Genomic DNA, 16,038 nt, shown 5'->3' with positions numbered 1-16,038 from the left:
GCGTGCTGATAAACTCCGCGCCCATGAATAGAACTCTTTATACCCTGTTGTTTCATCTTGGCTTGCCGCTGGTTGCCCTGCGGCTGTGGTTGCGAGCACGCAAGGCGCCTGCGTATCGCCAGCGAATCGGCGAGCGTTTTGCTATCGGCCTGCCTGCGATGCAGCGTGGTGGCATCTGGGTGCATGCGGTGTCGGTGGGCGAGAGCATCGCCGCGGCTCCCATGATTCGTGCCTTGCTGGCGCAATACCCGGCGTTGCCGATTACTGTGACCTGCATGACTCCGACAGGTTCGGAGCGGATCAAGGCGATGTTCGCCAATGAGCCACGGATCCAGCACTGTTATCTGCCTTATGACCTGCCTTGGGCGGCGGGACGCTTTCTGGATCATGTGCAGCCTCGCCTCGGCATCATCATGGAAACCGAGTTATGGCCCAATCACATTCACCAGTGTGCCAGGCGCAATATTCCCGTGGTGCTCGCCAATGCGCGGCTGTCGGAGCGCTCGGCTCGTGGCTACGCTCGCTTTGCAGGGCTGACCCGCCCGATGCTGGCAGCCATGAGCTGGTTTGCCGTGCAGACCGAAGCGGAGGCCCAGCGCTTTCGTGATCTGGGCGCACGTCCTGAATGCGTGACGGTGACCGGCTCGATCAAGTTCGACCTGATTATCGATCCGCAGCTTCCCGTTCAGGCTGCACAACTGCGCGAGCAGTGGCAGGCGACGCAGCGGCCGGTCTGGATTGCAGCAAGCACCCATGCTGGCGAAGACGAAAGCGTACTGGCGGCCCATCGTCAGTTGCTGTCGAGCCATCCTGATGCCTTGCTGATTCTGGTGCCGCGCCATCCCGAGCGTTTCGACAGCGTGCATGCCTTGTGTCAGCAGCAAGGTTTCACAACCGTGCGGCGCTCATCCGGGCAGGCAGTCACGCCTGATACGTCAGTGCTGCTGGGCGACACCATGGGTGAACTGCTGTTTCTGTATGCGCTGGCAGACAACGCCTTCGTCGGCGGCAGCCTGGTGCCCAATGGCGGACACAACCTGCTGGAGCCCGCGGCACTGGCCAAGCCCGTGCTGAGCGGTCCGCACCTGTTCAACTTCCTGGAAATTGCCGCCTTGCTGCGTCAGGCCGGGGCGCTGGAAGAGGTGAGTGACTCGGTTGCGCTGGCGGTAGCGGTGCAGCGTCTGTTCGATCAGCCAAAACTGGCGCGGACCATGGCCGATGCCGGGACGGGAGTTATGAAGGCTAATCAAGGCGCGTTGCAGCGCCTGCTGGATGGAGTTGCCCTGCGTTTGTAGGAGCGACTTCATTCGCGAATTTGGCCTTCGCGAATGAATTCGCTCCTACACCCGAGCTTGGCATTTACTGTCGCTGTGCCGGTTTCTCGAAATTCTTCTGCGCCGCTGCAGCCAGATCCGGTGGCAGGAAATCCTTGTCCGGGTTGTAGTCGGATTTCAGGTAGCGTGACAGGTCCTGCAAGTCTCCCGGGCTCAGGGTGCCAGCCGCCTGTTTCAGGCGCAGGTTGTCGATGATGTAGTCATAGCGGGTGTTGTTGTAATTACGCACCGAGGCATAGAGCTGACGCTGTGCATCGAGCACGTCGACGATATTGCGGGTCCCGACCTGATAGCCGATTTCCGTGGCTTCCAGAGCACTCTGGTTGGAGATGATCGACTGCTTGCGAGCCTGCACCTGTTCCACATCGGTGTTCACGGCCCGGTGCAGGTTGCGGGTGTTTTCCACCACCTGACGGCGCAGGCTTTCACGGCGCTGTTCGCTCTGGGTCAGGCGGGAATAGGCTTCGCGTACTTGCGAACTGGTCAGGCCGCCGCTGTAGATCGGGATATTCAACTGCACGCCGATGCTGCGTTGTTCCACATCGCCGCCATAGTTGCGGCCCGTGTAGTTCGGGTTGCTGAAGCCCAGTGCGTCGTTGTCGCCGCGCTGGTAAGTAGCGACCGCATCAAGTGTCGGCGCGTGACCTGCCTTGCGCTGGCGCAGGGTTTCCTCGGCGGCGCTGACGGCATAGTTGCTGGCCAGCAGGTTCAGGTTCTGTTGGGCGGCGGTATCGACCCAGGCCTTGGCATCGTTGGGGATCGGGGCCAGTACCGGCAAGGTGTGGACGATGCCTTCGATGGAGTTGTATTCGCGATTGGTCAGCGTCACCAGCGCCTGGAAGGCATCGTCCACTTGACGCTTGGCAATGATCCGGTTGGCCCGTGCGGTGTCGTAGCTGGCCTGGGCCTGCAAGACATCGGTCTTGTCGGAAAGGCCGACATCGAACCGTTCGTTGGCCTGATCCAGCTGGCGCTTGAAAGCCGCCTCTTCAGCCTTGGTCGACGCCAGGTTGTCCTGGGCGCGCAATACCGCGAAATAACTCTGGGCTGACTCCAGGATCAGGTTCTGCTCGGTGGCCGAGAGTTCAAGGGCCGCCTGTTCATTGACGGCTTCGGCGGCCTGCAACTGGAACCAGCGATCGGCGCGGAAGATCGGCTGGCTCAGGGTCGCCTGATAGACCGTGCCGCTGCGGGTGGCAATGGCGCTGGGCTGGTCGATGCTGGTGCGGGTGTTGTTGGCCTGAGCACTGGCTGAAAGGTTGGGCAGCAAGCCGGCGCGGGCCTGGGGCACCACTTCCTTGCGGGCGTCGTAATCGGCGCGTGCCGCTGCAAGGTCGGCGTTGTTGTCCACGGCTTGCTGGTAGACATTCACCAGCCCGGTCTTGGTCGGAAGAGGCGCATCCGCTGCCCGTGCCTGTACGCTGCAGGCACACGACACGGCAATGACCAACGAAAGTTTGCGCAACATGATGCATTCCCTGTTCATGGTAATGATGCCGGTTTGATGCAAAACCGGGTTAGCGAGTGTAGAGCCAGAACTTGACTGCAACAATCGGCTATTGGCCATTTATCGCTGGCGGCATAAATAGGCTGGTGTTTGCAGGGCCGACCATCATAGACTTGCGACGTTCTTGTCGGGGTGCCTTGCTGTGAGGCTGAGATCGGTTAAACCGGATCCCGTTGAACCTGATCAGGTTAGCGCCTGCGTAGGGAACAAGATTTCTCGTCTCCCGGCGAGTCCTCTTGAGTGTCGTCCGGGGTCGGCTGTTCAAAAAATGAACAGTAACACGCCCGTCGATACTCAGCACCTGTCAGGGTGCGTCCGTCCGTTTATCAGGTTACTCCGACAATAAAACCGTCTGGAGAGCCGTGATGAGTACAAAAGCAAAAAACGCCCCCCACTTGAGTGAGTCCGCCCAGGTCGATTCTGGATCGGTACAACCTTTTACCCGCTCGCAGAAAGTCTATGTCCAGGGATCTCGCCCCGATATCCGCGTGCCGATGCGCGAGATCACCCTTGATGTGACGCCCACTGACTTCGGCGGCGAAATCAACGCTCCGGTCACGGTTTACGACACCTCAGGCCCTTACACCGACCCCAATGTGGTCATCGATGTGCGCAAAGGCCTGGCCGACGTCCGTTCGGCCTGGATCGACTCGCGCAACGATACCGAGCGTCTGGCCGGCCTGAGTTCCCACTTCGGCCAGCAACGCCTGGACGATCCCGAGCTGACAGCCCTGCGCTTCGCCCACGTGCGTAACCCGCGTCGTGCAAAGGCGGGCGCCAATGTCAGCCAGATGCACTATGCGCGTCAGGGGATTATTACTGCCGAGATGGAATACGTCGCCATCCGCGAAAACATGAAGCTTCAGGAAGCACGCGCTGCGGGGCTGCTGAAACAACAGCACGCCGGCCACAGTTTCGGCGCCAGCATCCCGAAGGAAATCACCGCTGAATTCGTGCGTGAAGAAATCGCCCGTGGTCGCGCAATCATCCCGGCCAACATCAACCACGTCGAGCTGGAGCCGATGATCATCGGCCGTAACTTCCTGGTGAAGATCAACGGCAATATCGGCAACAGCGCGCTGGGTTCTTCCATCGAAGAAGAAGTGGCCAAGCTGACCTGGGGCATTCGCTGGGGGTCGGACACGGTCATGGACCTGTCCACCGGCAAGCACATCCATGAAACCCGTGAGTGGATCATCCGTAACTCGCCGGTCCCGATTGGCACCGTGCCTATCTATCAGGCGCTGGAAAAGGTCAACGGCGTGGCCGAAGACCTGACCTGGGAACTGTTCCGCGACACCCTGATCGAGCAGGCCGAGCAGGGCGTCGATTACTTCACGATCCATGCCGGCGTGTTGCTGCGCTACGTACCTTTGACCGCCAAGCGCGTCACCGGGATCGTGAGCCGTGGTGGTTCGATCATGGCCAAGTGGTGTCTGGCGCATCACAAGGAAAACTTCCTCTATACGCATTTCGAGGAAATCTGCGAAATCATGAAGGCCTATGACGTCAGCTTCTCGCTGGGCGATGGCCTGCGCCCCGGTTCGATTGCCGACGCCAACGACGAAGCCCAGTTCGGTGAACTGGAGACCTTGGGCGAGCTGACCAGGATTGCCTGGAAGCACGACGTCCAGACCATGATCGAAGGCCCGGGCCACGTGCCGATGCAACTGATCAAGGAGAACATGGACAAGCAGCTCGAGTGCTGCGACGAAGCGCCGTTCTACACCCTAGGCCCGCTGACCACGGATATCGCGCCCGGTTATGACCACATCACGTCCGGCATCGGTGCGGCGATGATCGGCTGGTTCGGTTGCGCAATGTTGTGCTACGTGACGCCCAAGGAACACTTGGGGCTGCCGAACAAGGATGACGTGAAAACCGGGATTATCACCTACAAGATCGCAGCCCACGCGGCGGACCTGGCCAAAGGTCATCCGGGCGCGCAGATCCGTGACAATGCCTTGAGCAAGGCGCGTTTCGAGTTTCGCTGGGAAGACCAGTTCAACCTCGGCCTGGACCCGGACACCGCTCGTTCGTACCACGACGAAACCCTGCCCAAGGATTCGGCCAAGGTCGCACACTTCTGCTCCATGTGCGGGCCGAAGTTCTGCTCGATGAAGATCACTCAGGAAGTGCGCGAGTACGCGGCCAACCAGAAAATCGCGGCGGTCGACCTGTCCGTGGAAGAAGGAATGCGTGAGCAGGCGGAGCGTTTCAAGCAGGAAGGCAGCCAGCTTTACAAGAAAGTCTGATCAACTGGTGGGAGCGAATTCATTCGCGAATTTTCGCGACTGAAGTCGCTCCTACAGATTTTCAGCCGCGGCCGGGGAACAGATCCGGCCTGATAACCCCATTGAGCTGCGGATAAGGAATCTTCAGCTCGATATGGCCCATGGAGTAGGGCGCAATGGTGGTCACCGGGTATTTCAGAATCACCGAGCCATACGTCAGGGCAATGTTGGGCGTCCTCTTGAACGGCCAGGTCTGCATGAACTCACTGTCCTGATTCATCTTGGTAGAAACCAGCCATGCCTGATGGGCCAGCTCGGCCTTTTCCCAGAACTCGTTTTCCTTGCCTGGAACTACCATATCGGCCAGGGTCAGGACTTTCTGCTGCTGGCGTGAGTAGTTGATGAACGCTCTGCCAGGGTTGCCATGGGCACCGCCGGTGTCCAGATAACTCGACAGCTCGACCACCACGATACCGTCATGCTGTTCGCGTACCTTGGCTTGCAGATAGCTGCTGTTGCGACCTGTGGCGCGGCTCAGAAACTGTTCCTGATAATCCTTGATCGAGGCCGGCAGCGGTGCGCCTGAATCCGTGCGGGTCAGTTGCAGCAAGGTCTTCTGGACAATGGCGTCCAGCCTTGGCTCATCGGGAAAGTGTACGGTGTCGACATTGACCAGCGGGCAATCGGTGGTGGTGCAACCTGGCTTTATCAGCTCGGAAGCATCGCGCTGGACTTGCAGCGGGGTGCGCATGTTGGGCGTGAAAATGCTTTGGCAGGCAGCCAGCATCAGGCCCAGACAAGCCAGTGAAGTGATCCTCAATAACGACATGTTGGTCCTTGGCGATATCAATGGAGGCGGTTGCGTTGTTCGCATGCAGGCTGCTTGGACTGCAAACAACGTCTTCGGTTCGCCACTTGGCGGATTAGAAGTGTTTTAGGCCATGGCCGTCTACCCTGCATCTTCAAGGGGGCTGCATCCGGGAGTCGATGCGCGTTAGGATGGCCCGAAGTCAAAGATGGTCGTAAGCGAGAAACCTATGCCTCAGAACACCCGATCAACGCCAGCGGCTTTTGAGATCACCCGGCGCGAAAGCTGCTTCCGGGGCTTCTACAAGCTCGACAAGTTGTACCTGCGCCACGAGCTGTTTGCCGGTGGCCTGGGCAAGGAAATCAGCCGCGAACTGTTCGTTCGTCATGATGCCGTCTGCGTGCTGCCTTATGACGCCAGGCGTGATGAAGTGGTGCTGATCGAGCAGTTTCGCGTGGGCGCACTTGAAAAGAGTACCAACCCCTGGCTGATCGAGCTGGTGGCCGGATTGATCGACAAGGATGAACAGCCGGAAGAAGTTGCTCATCGCGAAGCAGAGGAGGAAGCTGGGCTTGTCTTCAGCGCGTTATGGCCGATAACCAAGTACTTCCCTTCGCCCGGTGGCAGTGACGAATTCGTTCATCTGTTCATGGGGCAGTGTGACAGTCATGGGGCAGGCGGATTGCACGGGCTTGAGTCCGAGGGCGAAGATATCCGCGTAACGGTCTGGTCGTTCGACGATGCGATACAAGCCGTGGCTGACGGACGAATCATGAATGCGGCAACGATCATTGCTTTGCAATGGCTGGCGTTGAACCGCGCTGAAATAAGGGGGTTATGGTCGTGAATCTTTTGCGCGAGCGCTACCGTGTCGATCTTGCCGGGCTACAGGCGGCGTGCGAGGCCAACTACGCGCGCTTGATGCGTCTGCTTCCCGACATGCGTAACCAGAAAAGCTCGCGCCGGGTGGCGGTGACTCAGGGCGACCAGATGCTTGGCGTCCTGGCTGTCGAAGTGCTGCTCGACTGCCCGTACACCACAACCCTGCAAGTCCGCCAGGAACACAGCCTGCCCTGGCTGCCGGTCCCGCGCCTTGAAGTCCAGGTCTACCACGATGCGCGTATGGCCGAAGTCATCGGTGCCGAGCATGCCCGACGTTTTCGGGGGATTTATCCGTACCCCAATGCCGACATGCATCAACCTGACGAAAAGGCGCAGCTCAACCTCTTTCTGGGCGAGTGGCTGAGCCACTGTCTGGCGTGTGGTCACGAGTTTGAAGCGGTACGCTGAAACCTGCCTGCTCTGCCAAATGTGATCCAGGTCCATTTTCCTGATTTACCTGCCTCTTCCCGCATCTCATAATCGCGCTGAATTCGCTCAAGGAGACGGCCTTGCCGAGCGCATCCCGATCATCATCAGTTTTAGTGGTGCAACTGTCCGACAGCCATTTGTTTGCTGAAACGGACGGTACGTTGCTGGGCATGAATACCCGCGATAGTCTGGAAAAGGTCGTTGAGCTGGTACTGGCCGAGCAGCAAGGCATCGACCTTGTGATTGCCAGTGGCGATGTTTCCCAGGACGGCAGCGTGGAGTCCTATCAGGCGTTTCGTCAGATCAGCGAACAGATCGCAGCCCCTGCGCGCTGGTTTCCCGGTAATCACGATGAATTGCCGCAAATGGCTCATGCCGCGCAGCACAGTGACCTTCAGGAACCTGTGGTAGATGTCGGCCGCTGGCGAGTCACGCTGCTGGATTCGGCGGTGCCCGGCTCGGTGCCCGGTTTCCTGCAGGAACAGCAATTGCAATTGCTGGAGCAGTCCTTGACCGAGGCGCCGGATCGACATCATCTGGTTTGCCTGCACCATCATCCGGTGCCAATCGGCTGTGACTGGATGGCGCCTATCGGTTTGCGTAATGCCGACGCACTGTTCGCAGTGCTGGACCGCTTTCCCCAGGTACGTGCCGTGCTGTGGGGGCATGTGCATCAGGCGTTCGATCAGCAGCGTAACGGGGTGAGGCTACTGGCTTCGCCGTCCACCTGTATCCAGTTCGCGCCGGGCAGTGTGGATTTCACCCTCGATACCGCCGCGCCGGGCTATCGCTGGCTGCGCCTGCATGATGACGGGCAGCTTGAAACCGGCGTTTCCCGTGTTGTCGGCATGCAATTCAAAGTCGACTATGGCGGCACCGGCTATTGAGCGCTGTCGAACGACGCATTCCAGTAAGGCCTTGAGTCGTACATCCCTGTAAACTACGTGGTTTTGTTCCGGGCTTCGGGAGAGACGGCTTGATCAGCGACACACCAACATTGCTGTACATTCATGGCCTGAACAGCTCGGCTCTGTCGAAAAAGGCCACCCTGTTGATCGCCCTGATGAACTCATTGGGTGTGGGGGAGCAACTGCTTGTACCTGAACTGCACCACCATCCACGTCAGGCCATGGCTCAACTGGAGTCCGCAATCCAGGCGCTTGGGCGGCCTTTGCTGGTCGGCAGCTCGCTCGGCGGCTACTATGCGACTCATTTGGCGCATCGGCACGGCCTCAAGGCGGTCCTGATCAATCCGGCTGTCAATCCGCACCAGTTGTTCGATGGCTACCTCGGTACCCAGCAAAACCTGTATACCGGTGAGAGCTGGGAATTGACCCGCGACCACATAACGGCATTGGCGGAGCTTGAAGTACCGGCTCCACTGGACCCTGAGCGTATTCAGGTATGGTTGCAGACCGGTGATGAAACCCTTGATTACCGCCGCGCCGAAGCGTTTTACCGCGCCTGCGCACTGCGTATCCAGGCCGGTGGCGACCACAGTTATCAAGGCTTTGCCGAGCAGATGCCGGCTTTGCTGAGTTTTGCCGGATTTGCGCCCGATCTGTTGCGGGCAATTGATCTATCCAGGTTGTAATCGCAGGAAATTGCGCTGTGTCCCAGACACCGCGCTGTTGTGCAAGCAAACGCGCTCCTGCATATCCATGAATTATTGATGATGAGAACCCATGGCCAATCCCAGCGCTAGCTCTTATAACGCAGACGCCATCGAAGTCCTCTCGGGCCTCGACCCGGTTCGCAAGCGTCCGGGCATGTACACCGACACCGCGCGGCCGAATCACCTTGCCCAGGAAGTGATCGACAACAGTGTCGACGAAGCGCTGGCTGGCCATGCCAGATCGGTCCAGGTGATCCTCCACGCCGACAACTCGCTGGAAGTGTCCGACGACGGTCGCGGCATGCCGGTGGACATTCACCCCGAAGAAGGTGTGTCCGGTGTTGAACTGATCCTCACCAAGCTGCACGCCGGGGGCAAGTTCTCCAACAAGAACTATCAGTTTTCCGGCGGCCTGCACGGTGTCGGGATTTCCGTTGTCAACGCGCTTTCGACTCAGGTCCGGGTTCGGGTCAAGCGTGATGGCAATGAGTACGAGATGACCTTTGCCGACGGCTTCAAGGCCTCGGAACTGGCCGTTGTCGGCACTGTGGGCAAGCGTAATACCGGCACCAGCGTATATTTCGCGCCGGACCCCAAGTATTTCGACAGCCCCAAATTCTCCGTCAGCCGCCTCAAGCACGTGCTCAAGGCAAAGGCGGTACTGTGTCCGGGGCTGCTGGTCAGCTTCGAGGACAAGTCCACTGGCGAAAAGGTCGAGTGGCATTATGAAGACGGCCTGCGTTCCTATCTTCAGGATTCGGTCACCGAGTTCCTGCGCCTGCCGGACGAGCCGTTCTGCGGCAGCTTCGCGGGTAACAAGGAAGCCGTGGACTGGGCTTTGCTCTGGCTGCCCGAGGGTGGCGACAGTGTTCAGGAAAGCTACGTCAACCTGATCCCGACCGCGCAGGGCGGTACCCATGTCAACGGACTGCGCCAGGGCTTGCTGGACGCGATGCGTGAGTTCTGTGAGTTCCGCAACCTTCTGCCGCGTGGCGTGAAGCTGGCACCGGAAGACGTCTGGGAGCGGATTGCCTTCGTGCTGTCGATGAAGATGCAGGAGCCGCAGTTCTCAGGCCAGACCAAAGAGCGTCTGTCGTCCCGTGAGGCGGCAGCCTTTGTTTCCGGCGTTGTGAAGGATGCTTTCAGCCTGTGGCTTAACACTCACTCCGAACTGGGCCTGCAACTGGCGGATCTGGCGATCAACAACGCCGGTCGTCGCCTGAAAGCCAGCAAGAAAGTCGAGCGCAAGCGCATCACTCAAGGGCCTGCGCTGCCCGGCAAACTGGCCGACTGTGCCGGACAGGACCCGGCGCGTTCCGAGCTGTTCCTGGTGGAAGGTGATTCCGCAGGTGGTTCAGCCAAGCAGGCGCGGGACAAGGAATTCCAGGCGATCCTGCCGTTGCGCGGCAAGATCCTCAACACCTGGGAAGTCGATGGTGGCGAAGTATTGGCCAGCCAGGAAGTCCACAATATCGCGGTTGCCATCGGTGTCGATCCGGGGGCTGCCGATATCAGCCAGTTGCGTTACGGCAAGATCTGCATCCTCGCCGACGCCGACTCGGACGGGCTGCACATCGCGACGCTGCTGTGTGCGCTGTTCGTCCAGCATTTCCGCCCTCTGGTGGATGCGGGTCATGTGTATGTCGCCATGCCGCCGCTGTACCGCATCGATCTGGGCAAGGAAATCTTCTATGCCCTGGATGAAAGCGAGCGTGACGGCATTCTGGATCGTCTGGTGGCCGAGAAGAAACGTGGCAAGCCACAGGTCACCCGATTCAAAGGCCTGGGCGAGATGAACCCGCCACAGCTGCGTGAAACCACCATGGACCCGAACACCCGGCGTCTGGTGCAGCTCACGCTGGATGACTTCGCCGCGACCTCTGAAATCATGGACATGCTGCTGGCCAAGAAACGCGCTGGCGATCGCAAGACCTGGCTTGAATCCAAAGGCAACCTTGCCGAGGTCCTGACTTGACGAGAAATTGGCTTGCCGCCCTGATGCTGGTGACTGCACCGGCTTTTGCTGCGCCCTTTGAAGAGCTGAAACTGGTGTCCGAGCATCCGGTTGATGGCATGACTGGTGGCAATCTGTCAGGGCTGGCGATGTGCAATGGGCGGCTGTGGACTGTCTCGGATCGTGACGACACCCTGCTTTATAGTCTCGATACCTCGAAGACCACCTGGGTGGCTGAGCCGCACACTATGGTCGTGCCTGAGCCGGTCAGCTATTTGCCCTTGAATCTGCGCTCCATGGCCAGCCTGTCGTCGGTAGTGCGTGGCGGCAGCATGGACTTTGAAGGCGTGAGCTGCGATGCCGCTGGTAATCGCTATCTGGTCAGTGAAGCTCACGGCACGGTTTTGAAAGTGCCTGTCACGGGTGAGCCTGTCTGGCTCGATCTGCCAGAAGCGATGGTGGATCAGGCTCGCGCTCAAGGCATGCTGCAACGTTTCAATGCAATATTCGAAGGCATTGCCGTCAATGCGGCGGGTGACCGGATCTGGCTGGCGGCCGAACGCGAGAGTCGCGGCTTATTAGTAGTGCGGCGTGAACAGGATAAGTGGAGCTGCAAGGAAAGCTGCGTGTTGCTTGCAGATCCCGGACAAGTCACCCCTCCACCGCAGTTGAAGGGCGACAAGTTATCCACAAAGGATTTCTCGGATATTTCACTGTTCAACGGCAAGTTGTACACCCTTGAGCGCTCGGTCTATCGCATCTGCCGCCGGACGCTGGAAACGGCCAAGGTCGAGCGCTGCTGGTCCTTCGCCAGTGAAGCCTTGCTGCCTAAGCGTGTCTACGATCAGCCTTATGGTTTGACTGAGGCCTTGGTGGTGGATGAAACCGGTGCCTGGATCGGTATCGACAATAACTTCAGCGCCCGTGCCGACGGCGAGAAACGCCCGATTGTCTGGCGCTTTGCAGCGCCGGCTGGTGGCTGGAGCGCCACGCAATGAATCAGCCGCTTCCCGGCAAGCGTGCTGGCAAGATCCTGATGTTCCTTGCCTGGGGCGCCGGGCTGTTTCTGGCCACGCGCTTTTTCGGCGACTGGGAAGACCGGCAACAGAACCCCAATACCCATGTCGCTTCGCAACACGGCAAGGGTTATATAGAAGTGCAATTGCTGGCCAATCGTCAGGGGCACTTCGTCAGTACCGGGCAGATCAACGGTCGGCCAGTGGAGTTCATGATCGATACCGGTGCGACCGATGTGGCGATACCCTCTGAGGTGGCCGATAAGCTGAGCCTGTCACGAGGCGTACCGGTTACGGTGAGCACCGCCAATGGCGAAAGCCGTGGCTATCGGGCAGTGCTCGACAGCCTGCAAGTGGGCGATATCGTCCTGCGCAACGTGCGTGCCTTTGTAGCGCCCGGCCTTGAGGGCGAACAGATATTGCTTGGCATGAGTGCAATGAAACAACTCGAATTTACCCAGCGCGGCGGCACCTTGCTGCTGCGTCAGACGACAAAATGATGAGGCCCGCATGAGCGATTCCCTTGACCTCAGCCTGGATGGCGTAGAACGCCGATCACTGGCTGACTTCACCGAACAGGCCTACCTCAATTACTCCATGTACGTAATCATGGATCGTGCCTTGCCGCATATCGGTGACGGCCTCAAGCCTGTACAGCGACGCATTGTCTACGCCATGAGCGAGTTGGGCCTTGGTGCTGACTCCAAGCACAAGAAGTCGGCGCGTACCGTGGGCGACGTGCTCGGCAAGTTTCACCCGCACGGCGACTCGGCCTGCTACGAAGCCATGGTCCTTATGGCCCAGCCATTCAGCTATCGCTACACGCTGGTGGACGGGCAGGGTAACTGGGGTGCGCCGGACGATCCCAAGTCTTTCGCGGCCATGCGTTACACCGAAGCCCGTTTGTCGCGTTATTCCGAAGTGCTGCTCAGCGAGCTGGGCCAGGGAACTGCGGACTGGGTTCCGAATTTTGACGGAACCCTGGATGAACCTGCTGTCTTGCCAGCACGTTTGCCGAATATCCTGCTCAATGGCACCACCGGTATCGCCGTGGGGATGGCCACTGATGTGCCGCCGCATAACCTGCGTGAAGTGGCCAGTGCCTGCGTGCATCTGCTCGATGACCCCAAGGCCAGCATCGAAGACCTGTGTGAGCACGTCAAAGGCCCGGATTACCCGACCGAGGCGGAAATCATCACGCCACGCGCCGACCTGCTGAAAATCTACGAAACCGGTCGCGGTTCGGTGCGCATGCGTGCCGTGTATCGCGTTGAAGATGGCGACATCGTGGTCACCGCGCTGCCGCATCAGGTATCGGGCGCCAAGGTGCTGGAGCAGATCGCGGCCCAGATGCAGGCCAAGAAGTTGCCGATGGTCGCAGACCTGCGTGACGAGTCGGACCACGAAAACCCGTGCCGCATCGTGATTATCCCGCGCTCCAACCGGGTCGAACTCGACGAGTTGATGCAGCATCTGTTCGCCACGACCGAGCTTGAGTCCAGCTATCGGGTGAACATCAACATCATCGGCCTGGACGGCAAGCCACAGCTCAAGAACCTGAAAGCACTGCTCAACGAGTGGCTTGTATTCCGTATCGCAACCGTTCGCCGTCGTTTGCAGTACCGTCTCGACAAGGTCGAGCATCGCCTGCACCTGTTGGACGGTTTGCTCACGGCGTATCTGAACCTGGATGAAGTTATCCACATCATCCGTACCGCCGAACATCCGCGTGCAGAGCTGATCGCGCGCTTTGGTCTGACAGAAATCCAGGCTGACTACATTCTCGATACCCGTCTGCGTCAGTTGGCGCGTCTGGAAGAGATGAAGCTGCGCAGTGAACAGGATGCCTTGCTCAAGGAGCAGGCCAAGCTTCAGGCCCTGCTGGGCAGCGAGTCCAAGCTGCGCAAACTGGTGCGTAGCGAGCTGATTGCCGACGCCGAAACCTATGGCGATGACCGTCGCTCGCCTATCGTTGCGCGTGCCGAAGCCAAAGCGTTGTCCGAAAACGAACTGATGCCGACCGAACCGGTGACGGTCGTATTGTCCGAAAAAGGCTGGGTGCGTTGCGCCAAGGGCCATGATGTCGACGCCACAGGGCTTTCCTATAAAGCAGGCGATGGCTTCAAGACCTCGGCCATCGGGCGCTCCAACCAGTTTGCCGTCTTTATCGACTCGACCGGGCGCAGCTACTCGGTGGCAGCCCATACCTTGCCGAATGCGCGTGGTCAGGGCGAGCCATTGACCGGCAAACTGCAACCACCGCCAGGCGCGACCTTCGAGTGCGTGCTGTTGCCGGAAGATGAAGCGCTGTACGTTATCGCGTCGGATGCCGGTTACGGTTTTGTGGTAAAAGGTGAAGACTTGCAGGCCAAGAACAAGGCTGGCAAGGCATTGCTGAGCCTGCCGACAGGCTCGAAAGTCATTCTGCCGCGGCCTGTGGCAGATCGTGAACATAACTGGCTGGCAGCCGTGACCACTGAAGGCCGATTACTGGTTTTCAGAGTCAGCGACTTGCCTCAGTTGGGTAAAGGCAAAGGCAACAAGATCATCGGTATTCCAGGCGAGCGTGTTGCGAGCCGGGAAGAGTATGTGACAGATCTGGCGGTAATCCCGCAAGGCGCTACGCTGGTGCTTCAGGCTGGCAAGCGTACTCTGTCGCTCAAGGCCGAAGACCTTGAACATTACAAAGGAGAGCGTGGTCGACGAGGGAACAAACTGCCAAGAGGCTTCCAGCGTGTGGATGCCCTGTTGGTGGAAAACAGCTAGGAATATTCATTTAGAGCCAGCGGTCTTCGTTTCGCCATGAAGATCGACGCATAATCGCTGGAGTCATGGCGAATATTCACGGATGATATGGTGTCTTGGGGTCTCGGCGTGGCGCAGTGCCTGCATGAGCCTATAAGTATCTACACTGTGGCCGCCTGAGGCGGCCACCTGGATGGGACGATGAATTTTCTACGCCTTCCCTTTGTCTTGTTGATGACGGGCGTTTTGGGGTTGGCTGGTTGCAGTATGCATCAGCCTACCGCGCTGTATCAGCTGGACAGTGGTGACCCGGGCCAGCCAAAACAGAGCACGGGGCTTGCTGTTTTGCTGGGTCCGGTTTCAGTTGCTGACTACCTGCAACGTGAAACCCTGCTGCAACGTCAACCTGACGGTACATTGACGGCTTCACCTGATGGCCGTTGGGCTGGCAACCTGTCTTCGGACATTGACCAGCTTCTTCTGCGTCAACTGGCCTGGAAGCTCGATAGCCAGCGAGTCGTACTCGCTCCTGCTGTCGCGAATTTCAAGCCGGATGTACAGATCGTGTTGTCGATCACCCGCCTTGATTCGGGGGCCAAGCAACCTGCCGTGCTCGATGCGCAATGGCGTTTGCTGGACCGCAAGGGCAATGTTCGCGACAGCCGTCTGGTCCACCTGGAAGAGGTTCACACTGGTGGCTCTGCCGATCAGGTCAGGGCGCAGGGTATTCTGCTGCAACGTCTTGCCGAACAGGTCAGCGTCGCGGTCAAGCCGATTTCCTGGCAAGTCGTCGACGAGCCGAAGAAGGTGCCGGTTGTGAAGGCCAAAGAGCCCGACAAGCCGAAGATCCCGATGGCTTCACCGATACGTACAGACCTTGAAGTGTTCCGCTTCTAAGTCTGAACTGTCTAGTCCTGAAATAGGTTTACACCTGTTTCAGTCTCAAAACGCCCGATGCACCGCATCGGGCGTTTTGTATTTCAAGGCCAGATGAGGCCGCTCTTCGTTATAGATCAGCACTGACTCATCCACCATTTTCACTGCATCAGCCAGATCTTTAGGCCGATGGAGTAAAAACTCGGTTTTCAAAATCCCGTTTACTCGTTCGGCCATAGCGTTCTGATAGCAGTCATAACCATCGGTCATAGAGCACCTGATCCCGTGTTTCGCATGCAACCGCTGATACAGGTCGGAGCAGTACTGGACGCCACGATCTGAGTGGTGAATCAGCAGTTGTTCGGTCTCTCGCTTACTAACCGCTTTTTCCAGCGCCTTAATCACCGATTCCGTATGCAAGCTTTCATGCACGTGATGGCCAACGATCTTGCGTGAGTAAGCATCGGTTACAAGGCTTACATAGGCCACACTTTCCTGCGTTGGCAGATAGGTTATGTCTGCAACCCAGACCTGTTCGGGTCCACTGACCACTACTTGGTCCGGGCCTGCCTTGAGCAGGTTGGGATGGCGGCGAAAGCGATGATGGCTATGAGTGGTCTTGTGATAAGCCCGCTTGC

At 58.7% G+C, this 16,038-nt stretch carries 14 protein-coding genes and 1 riboswitch; of the genes, 11 read left to right on the top strand and 3 right to left on the bottom strand.

Translation table 11 applies throughout. The features are described 5' to 3' along the window. The first annotated feature begins 23 nt into the window (after positions 1–23). Complete coding sequence (gene waaA / locus Q6A51_RS10920) at positions 24–1,295, top strand: lipid IV(A) 3-deoxy-D-manno-octulosonic acid transferase (RefSeq protein WP_201018211.1); 1,272 nt, start codon at positions 24–26, stop codon at positions 1,293–1,295. Positions 1,296–1,359: 64 nt separating this feature from the next. On the opposite strand, the gene Q6A51_RS10915 is transcribed toward waaA, so the two are convergent. Continuing rightward, positions 1,360–2,802, bottom strand: coding sequence for a TolC family outer membrane protein (locus tag Q6A51_RS10915; RefSeq protein WP_201001731.1), 1,443 nt, complete (start codon positions 2,800–2,802; stop codon positions 1,360–1,362). Positions 2,803–2,959: 157 nt separating this feature from the next. Next, positions 2,960–3,064, top strand: a riboswitch (TPP riboswitch). Between the two features lie 142 nt (positions 3,065–3,206). On the opposite strand from Q6A51_RS10915, the gene thiC reads away from it, so the two are divergent. Beyond that, positions 3,207–5,096: a phosphomethylpyrimidine synthase ThiC gene (gene thiC, locus Q6A51_RS10910; protein ID WP_201001733.1), complete on the top strand. Its 1,890-nt coding sequence runs from the start codon at positions 3,207–3,209 to the stop codon at positions 5,094–5,096. A gap of 61 nt (positions 5,097–5,157) precedes the next feature. Here thiC and Q6A51_RS10905 read toward each other — a convergent pair whose 3' ends face one another. After that, a complete protein-coding gene (locus Q6A51_RS10905) occupies positions 5,158–5,904 on the bottom strand; it encodes an RsiV family protein (RefSeq protein WP_304574790.1) in 747 nt (248 codons plus the stop codon). A 208-nt stretch (positions 5,905–6,112) separates the two neighbouring features. Here Q6A51_RS10905 and Q6A51_RS10900 point away from each other — a divergent pair, with 208 nt between their 5' ends. The 9 genes from Q6A51_RS10900 to Q6A51_RS10860 all read left to right on the top strand — a co-directional run bounded on the left by Q6A51_RS10900 (position 6,113) and on the right by Q6A51_RS10860 (position 15,421). Continuing rightward, positions 6,113–6,730, top strand: coding sequence for an NUDIX domain-containing protein (locus Q6A51_RS10900; protein ID WP_201001736.1), 618 nt, complete (start codon positions 6,113–6,115; stop codon positions 6,728–6,730). After that, positions 6,721–7,173 (top strand): DUF1249 domain-containing protein, encoded by a 453-nt coding sequence (locus tag Q6A51_RS10895; RefSeq protein WP_201001738.1) that lies wholly within the window; start codon positions 6,721–6,723, stop codon positions 7,171–7,173. The genes Q6A51_RS10900 and Q6A51_RS10895 overlap by 10 nt, the downstream gene beginning before the upstream one ends. Positions 7,174–7,274: 101 nt before the next feature. Then, positions 7,275–8,081 (top strand): 3',5'-cyclic-AMP phosphodiesterase, encoded by an 807-nt coding sequence (gene cpdA / locus Q6A51_RS10890; RefSeq protein ID WP_304574789.1) that lies wholly within the window; start codon positions 7,275–7,277, stop codon positions 8,079–8,081. An 89-nt stretch (positions 8,082–8,170) separates the two neighbouring features. Next, positions 8,171–8,788 (top strand): YqiA/YcfP family alpha/beta fold hydrolase, encoded by a 618-nt coding sequence (locus tag Q6A51_RS10885; protein WP_304574788.1) that lies wholly within the window; start codon positions 8,171–8,173, stop codon positions 8,786–8,788. 91 nt (positions 8,789–8,879) lie between these two features. Then, entirely contained in the window at positions 8,880–10,784 is a 1,905-nt protein-coding gene (parE, locus tag Q6A51_RS10880; protein ID WP_025258276.1) for a DNA topoisomerase IV subunit B, read from the top strand. Then, a complete protein-coding gene (locus Q6A51_RS10875) occupies positions 10,781–11,761 on the top strand; it encodes an esterase-like activity of phytase family protein (RefSeq protein WP_405046138.1) in 981 nt (326 codons plus the stop codon). The genes parE and Q6A51_RS10875 overlap by 4 nt, the downstream gene beginning before the upstream one ends. Beyond that, the gene (locus tag Q6A51_RS10870; protein ID WP_201018203.1) at positions 11,758–12,279 is read left to right on the top strand and encodes a retropepsin-like aspartic protease family protein; all 522 of its coding nucleotides are present in this window, start codon (positions 11,758–11,760) and stop codon (positions 12,277–12,279) included. The genes Q6A51_RS10875 and Q6A51_RS10870 overlap by 4 nt, the downstream gene beginning before the upstream one ends. A 10-nt stretch (positions 12,280–12,289) precedes the next feature. Next, positions 12,290–14,545 (top strand): DNA topoisomerase IV subunit A, encoded by a 2,256-nt coding sequence (parC, locus tag Q6A51_RS10865; protein ID WP_201001747.1) that lies wholly within the window; start codon positions 12,290–12,292, stop codon positions 14,543–14,545. A 180-nt stretch (positions 14,546–14,725) separates the two neighbouring features. After that, positions 14,726–15,421 (top strand): PqiC family protein, encoded by a 696-nt coding sequence (locus Q6A51_RS10860; RefSeq protein WP_304574787.1) that lies wholly within the window; start codon positions 14,726–14,728, stop codon positions 15,419–15,421. 45 nt (positions 15,422–15,466) lie between these two features. On the opposite strand, the gene Q6A51_RS10855 is transcribed toward Q6A51_RS10860, so the two are convergent. Continuing rightward, positions 15,467–16,038, bottom strand: a 572-nt coding sequence (locus Q6A51_RS10855) for an IS3 family transposase (RefSeq protein ID WP_304574786.1), incomplete at its 5' end; no start/stop codon positions are given.

Source organism: Pseudomonas serbiensis (genome assembly GCF_030580745.1).
GTDB classification, from domain to species: domain Bacteria; phylum Pseudomonadota; class Gammaproteobacteria; order Pseudomonadales; family Pseudomonadaceae; genus Aquipseudomonas; species Aquipseudomonas serbiensis.
Note: the sequence above shows the minus strand (reverse complement) of the source record. Positions and strands in the feature narration are given on the sequence as shown.

What these genes read in the sequence shown, in the direction of transcription:
- waaA (WP_201018211.1), top strand. Translation starts at nt 24, where the DNA reads ATGAATAGAACTCTTTATACCCTGTTGTTTCATCTTGGCTTGCCGCTG.
- Q6A51_RS10915 (WP_201001731.1), bottom strand. Translation starts at nt 2,802, where the DNA reads ATGTTGCGCAAACTTTCGTTGGTCATTGCCGTGTCGTGTGCCTGCAGC.
- thiC (WP_201001733.1), top strand. Translation starts at nt 3,207, where the DNA reads ATGAGTACAAAAGCAAAAAACGCCCCCCACTTGAGTGAGTCCGCCCAG.
- Q6A51_RS10905 (WP_304574790.1), bottom strand. Translation starts at nt 5,904, where the DNA reads ATGTCGTTATTGAGGATCACTTCACTGGCTTGTCTGGGCCTGATGCTG.
- Q6A51_RS10900 (WP_201001736.1), top strand. Translation starts at nt 6,113, where the DNA reads ATGCCTCAGAACACCCGATCAACGCCAGCGGCTTTTGAGATCACCCGG.
- Q6A51_RS10895 (WP_201001738.1), top strand. Translation starts at nt 6,721, where the DNA reads ATGGTCGTGAATCTTTTGCGCGAGCGCTACCGTGTCGATCTTGCCGGG.
- parE (WP_025258276.1), top strand. Translation starts at nt 8,880, where the DNA reads ATGGCCAATCCCAGCGCTAGCTCTTATAACGCAGACGCCATCGAAGTC.
- Q6A51_RS10870 (WP_201018203.1), top strand. Translation starts at nt 11,758, where the DNA reads ATGAATCAGCCGCTTCCCGGCAAGCGTGCTGGCAAGATCCTGATGTTC.
- parC (WP_201001747.1), top strand. Translation starts at nt 12,290, where the DNA reads ATGAGCGATTCCCTTGACCTCAGCCTGGATGGCGTAGAACGCCGATCA.
- Q6A51_RS10860 (WP_304574787.1), top strand. Translation starts at nt 14,726, where the DNA reads ATGAATTTTCTACGCCTTCCCTTTGTCTTGTTGATGACGGGCGTTTTG.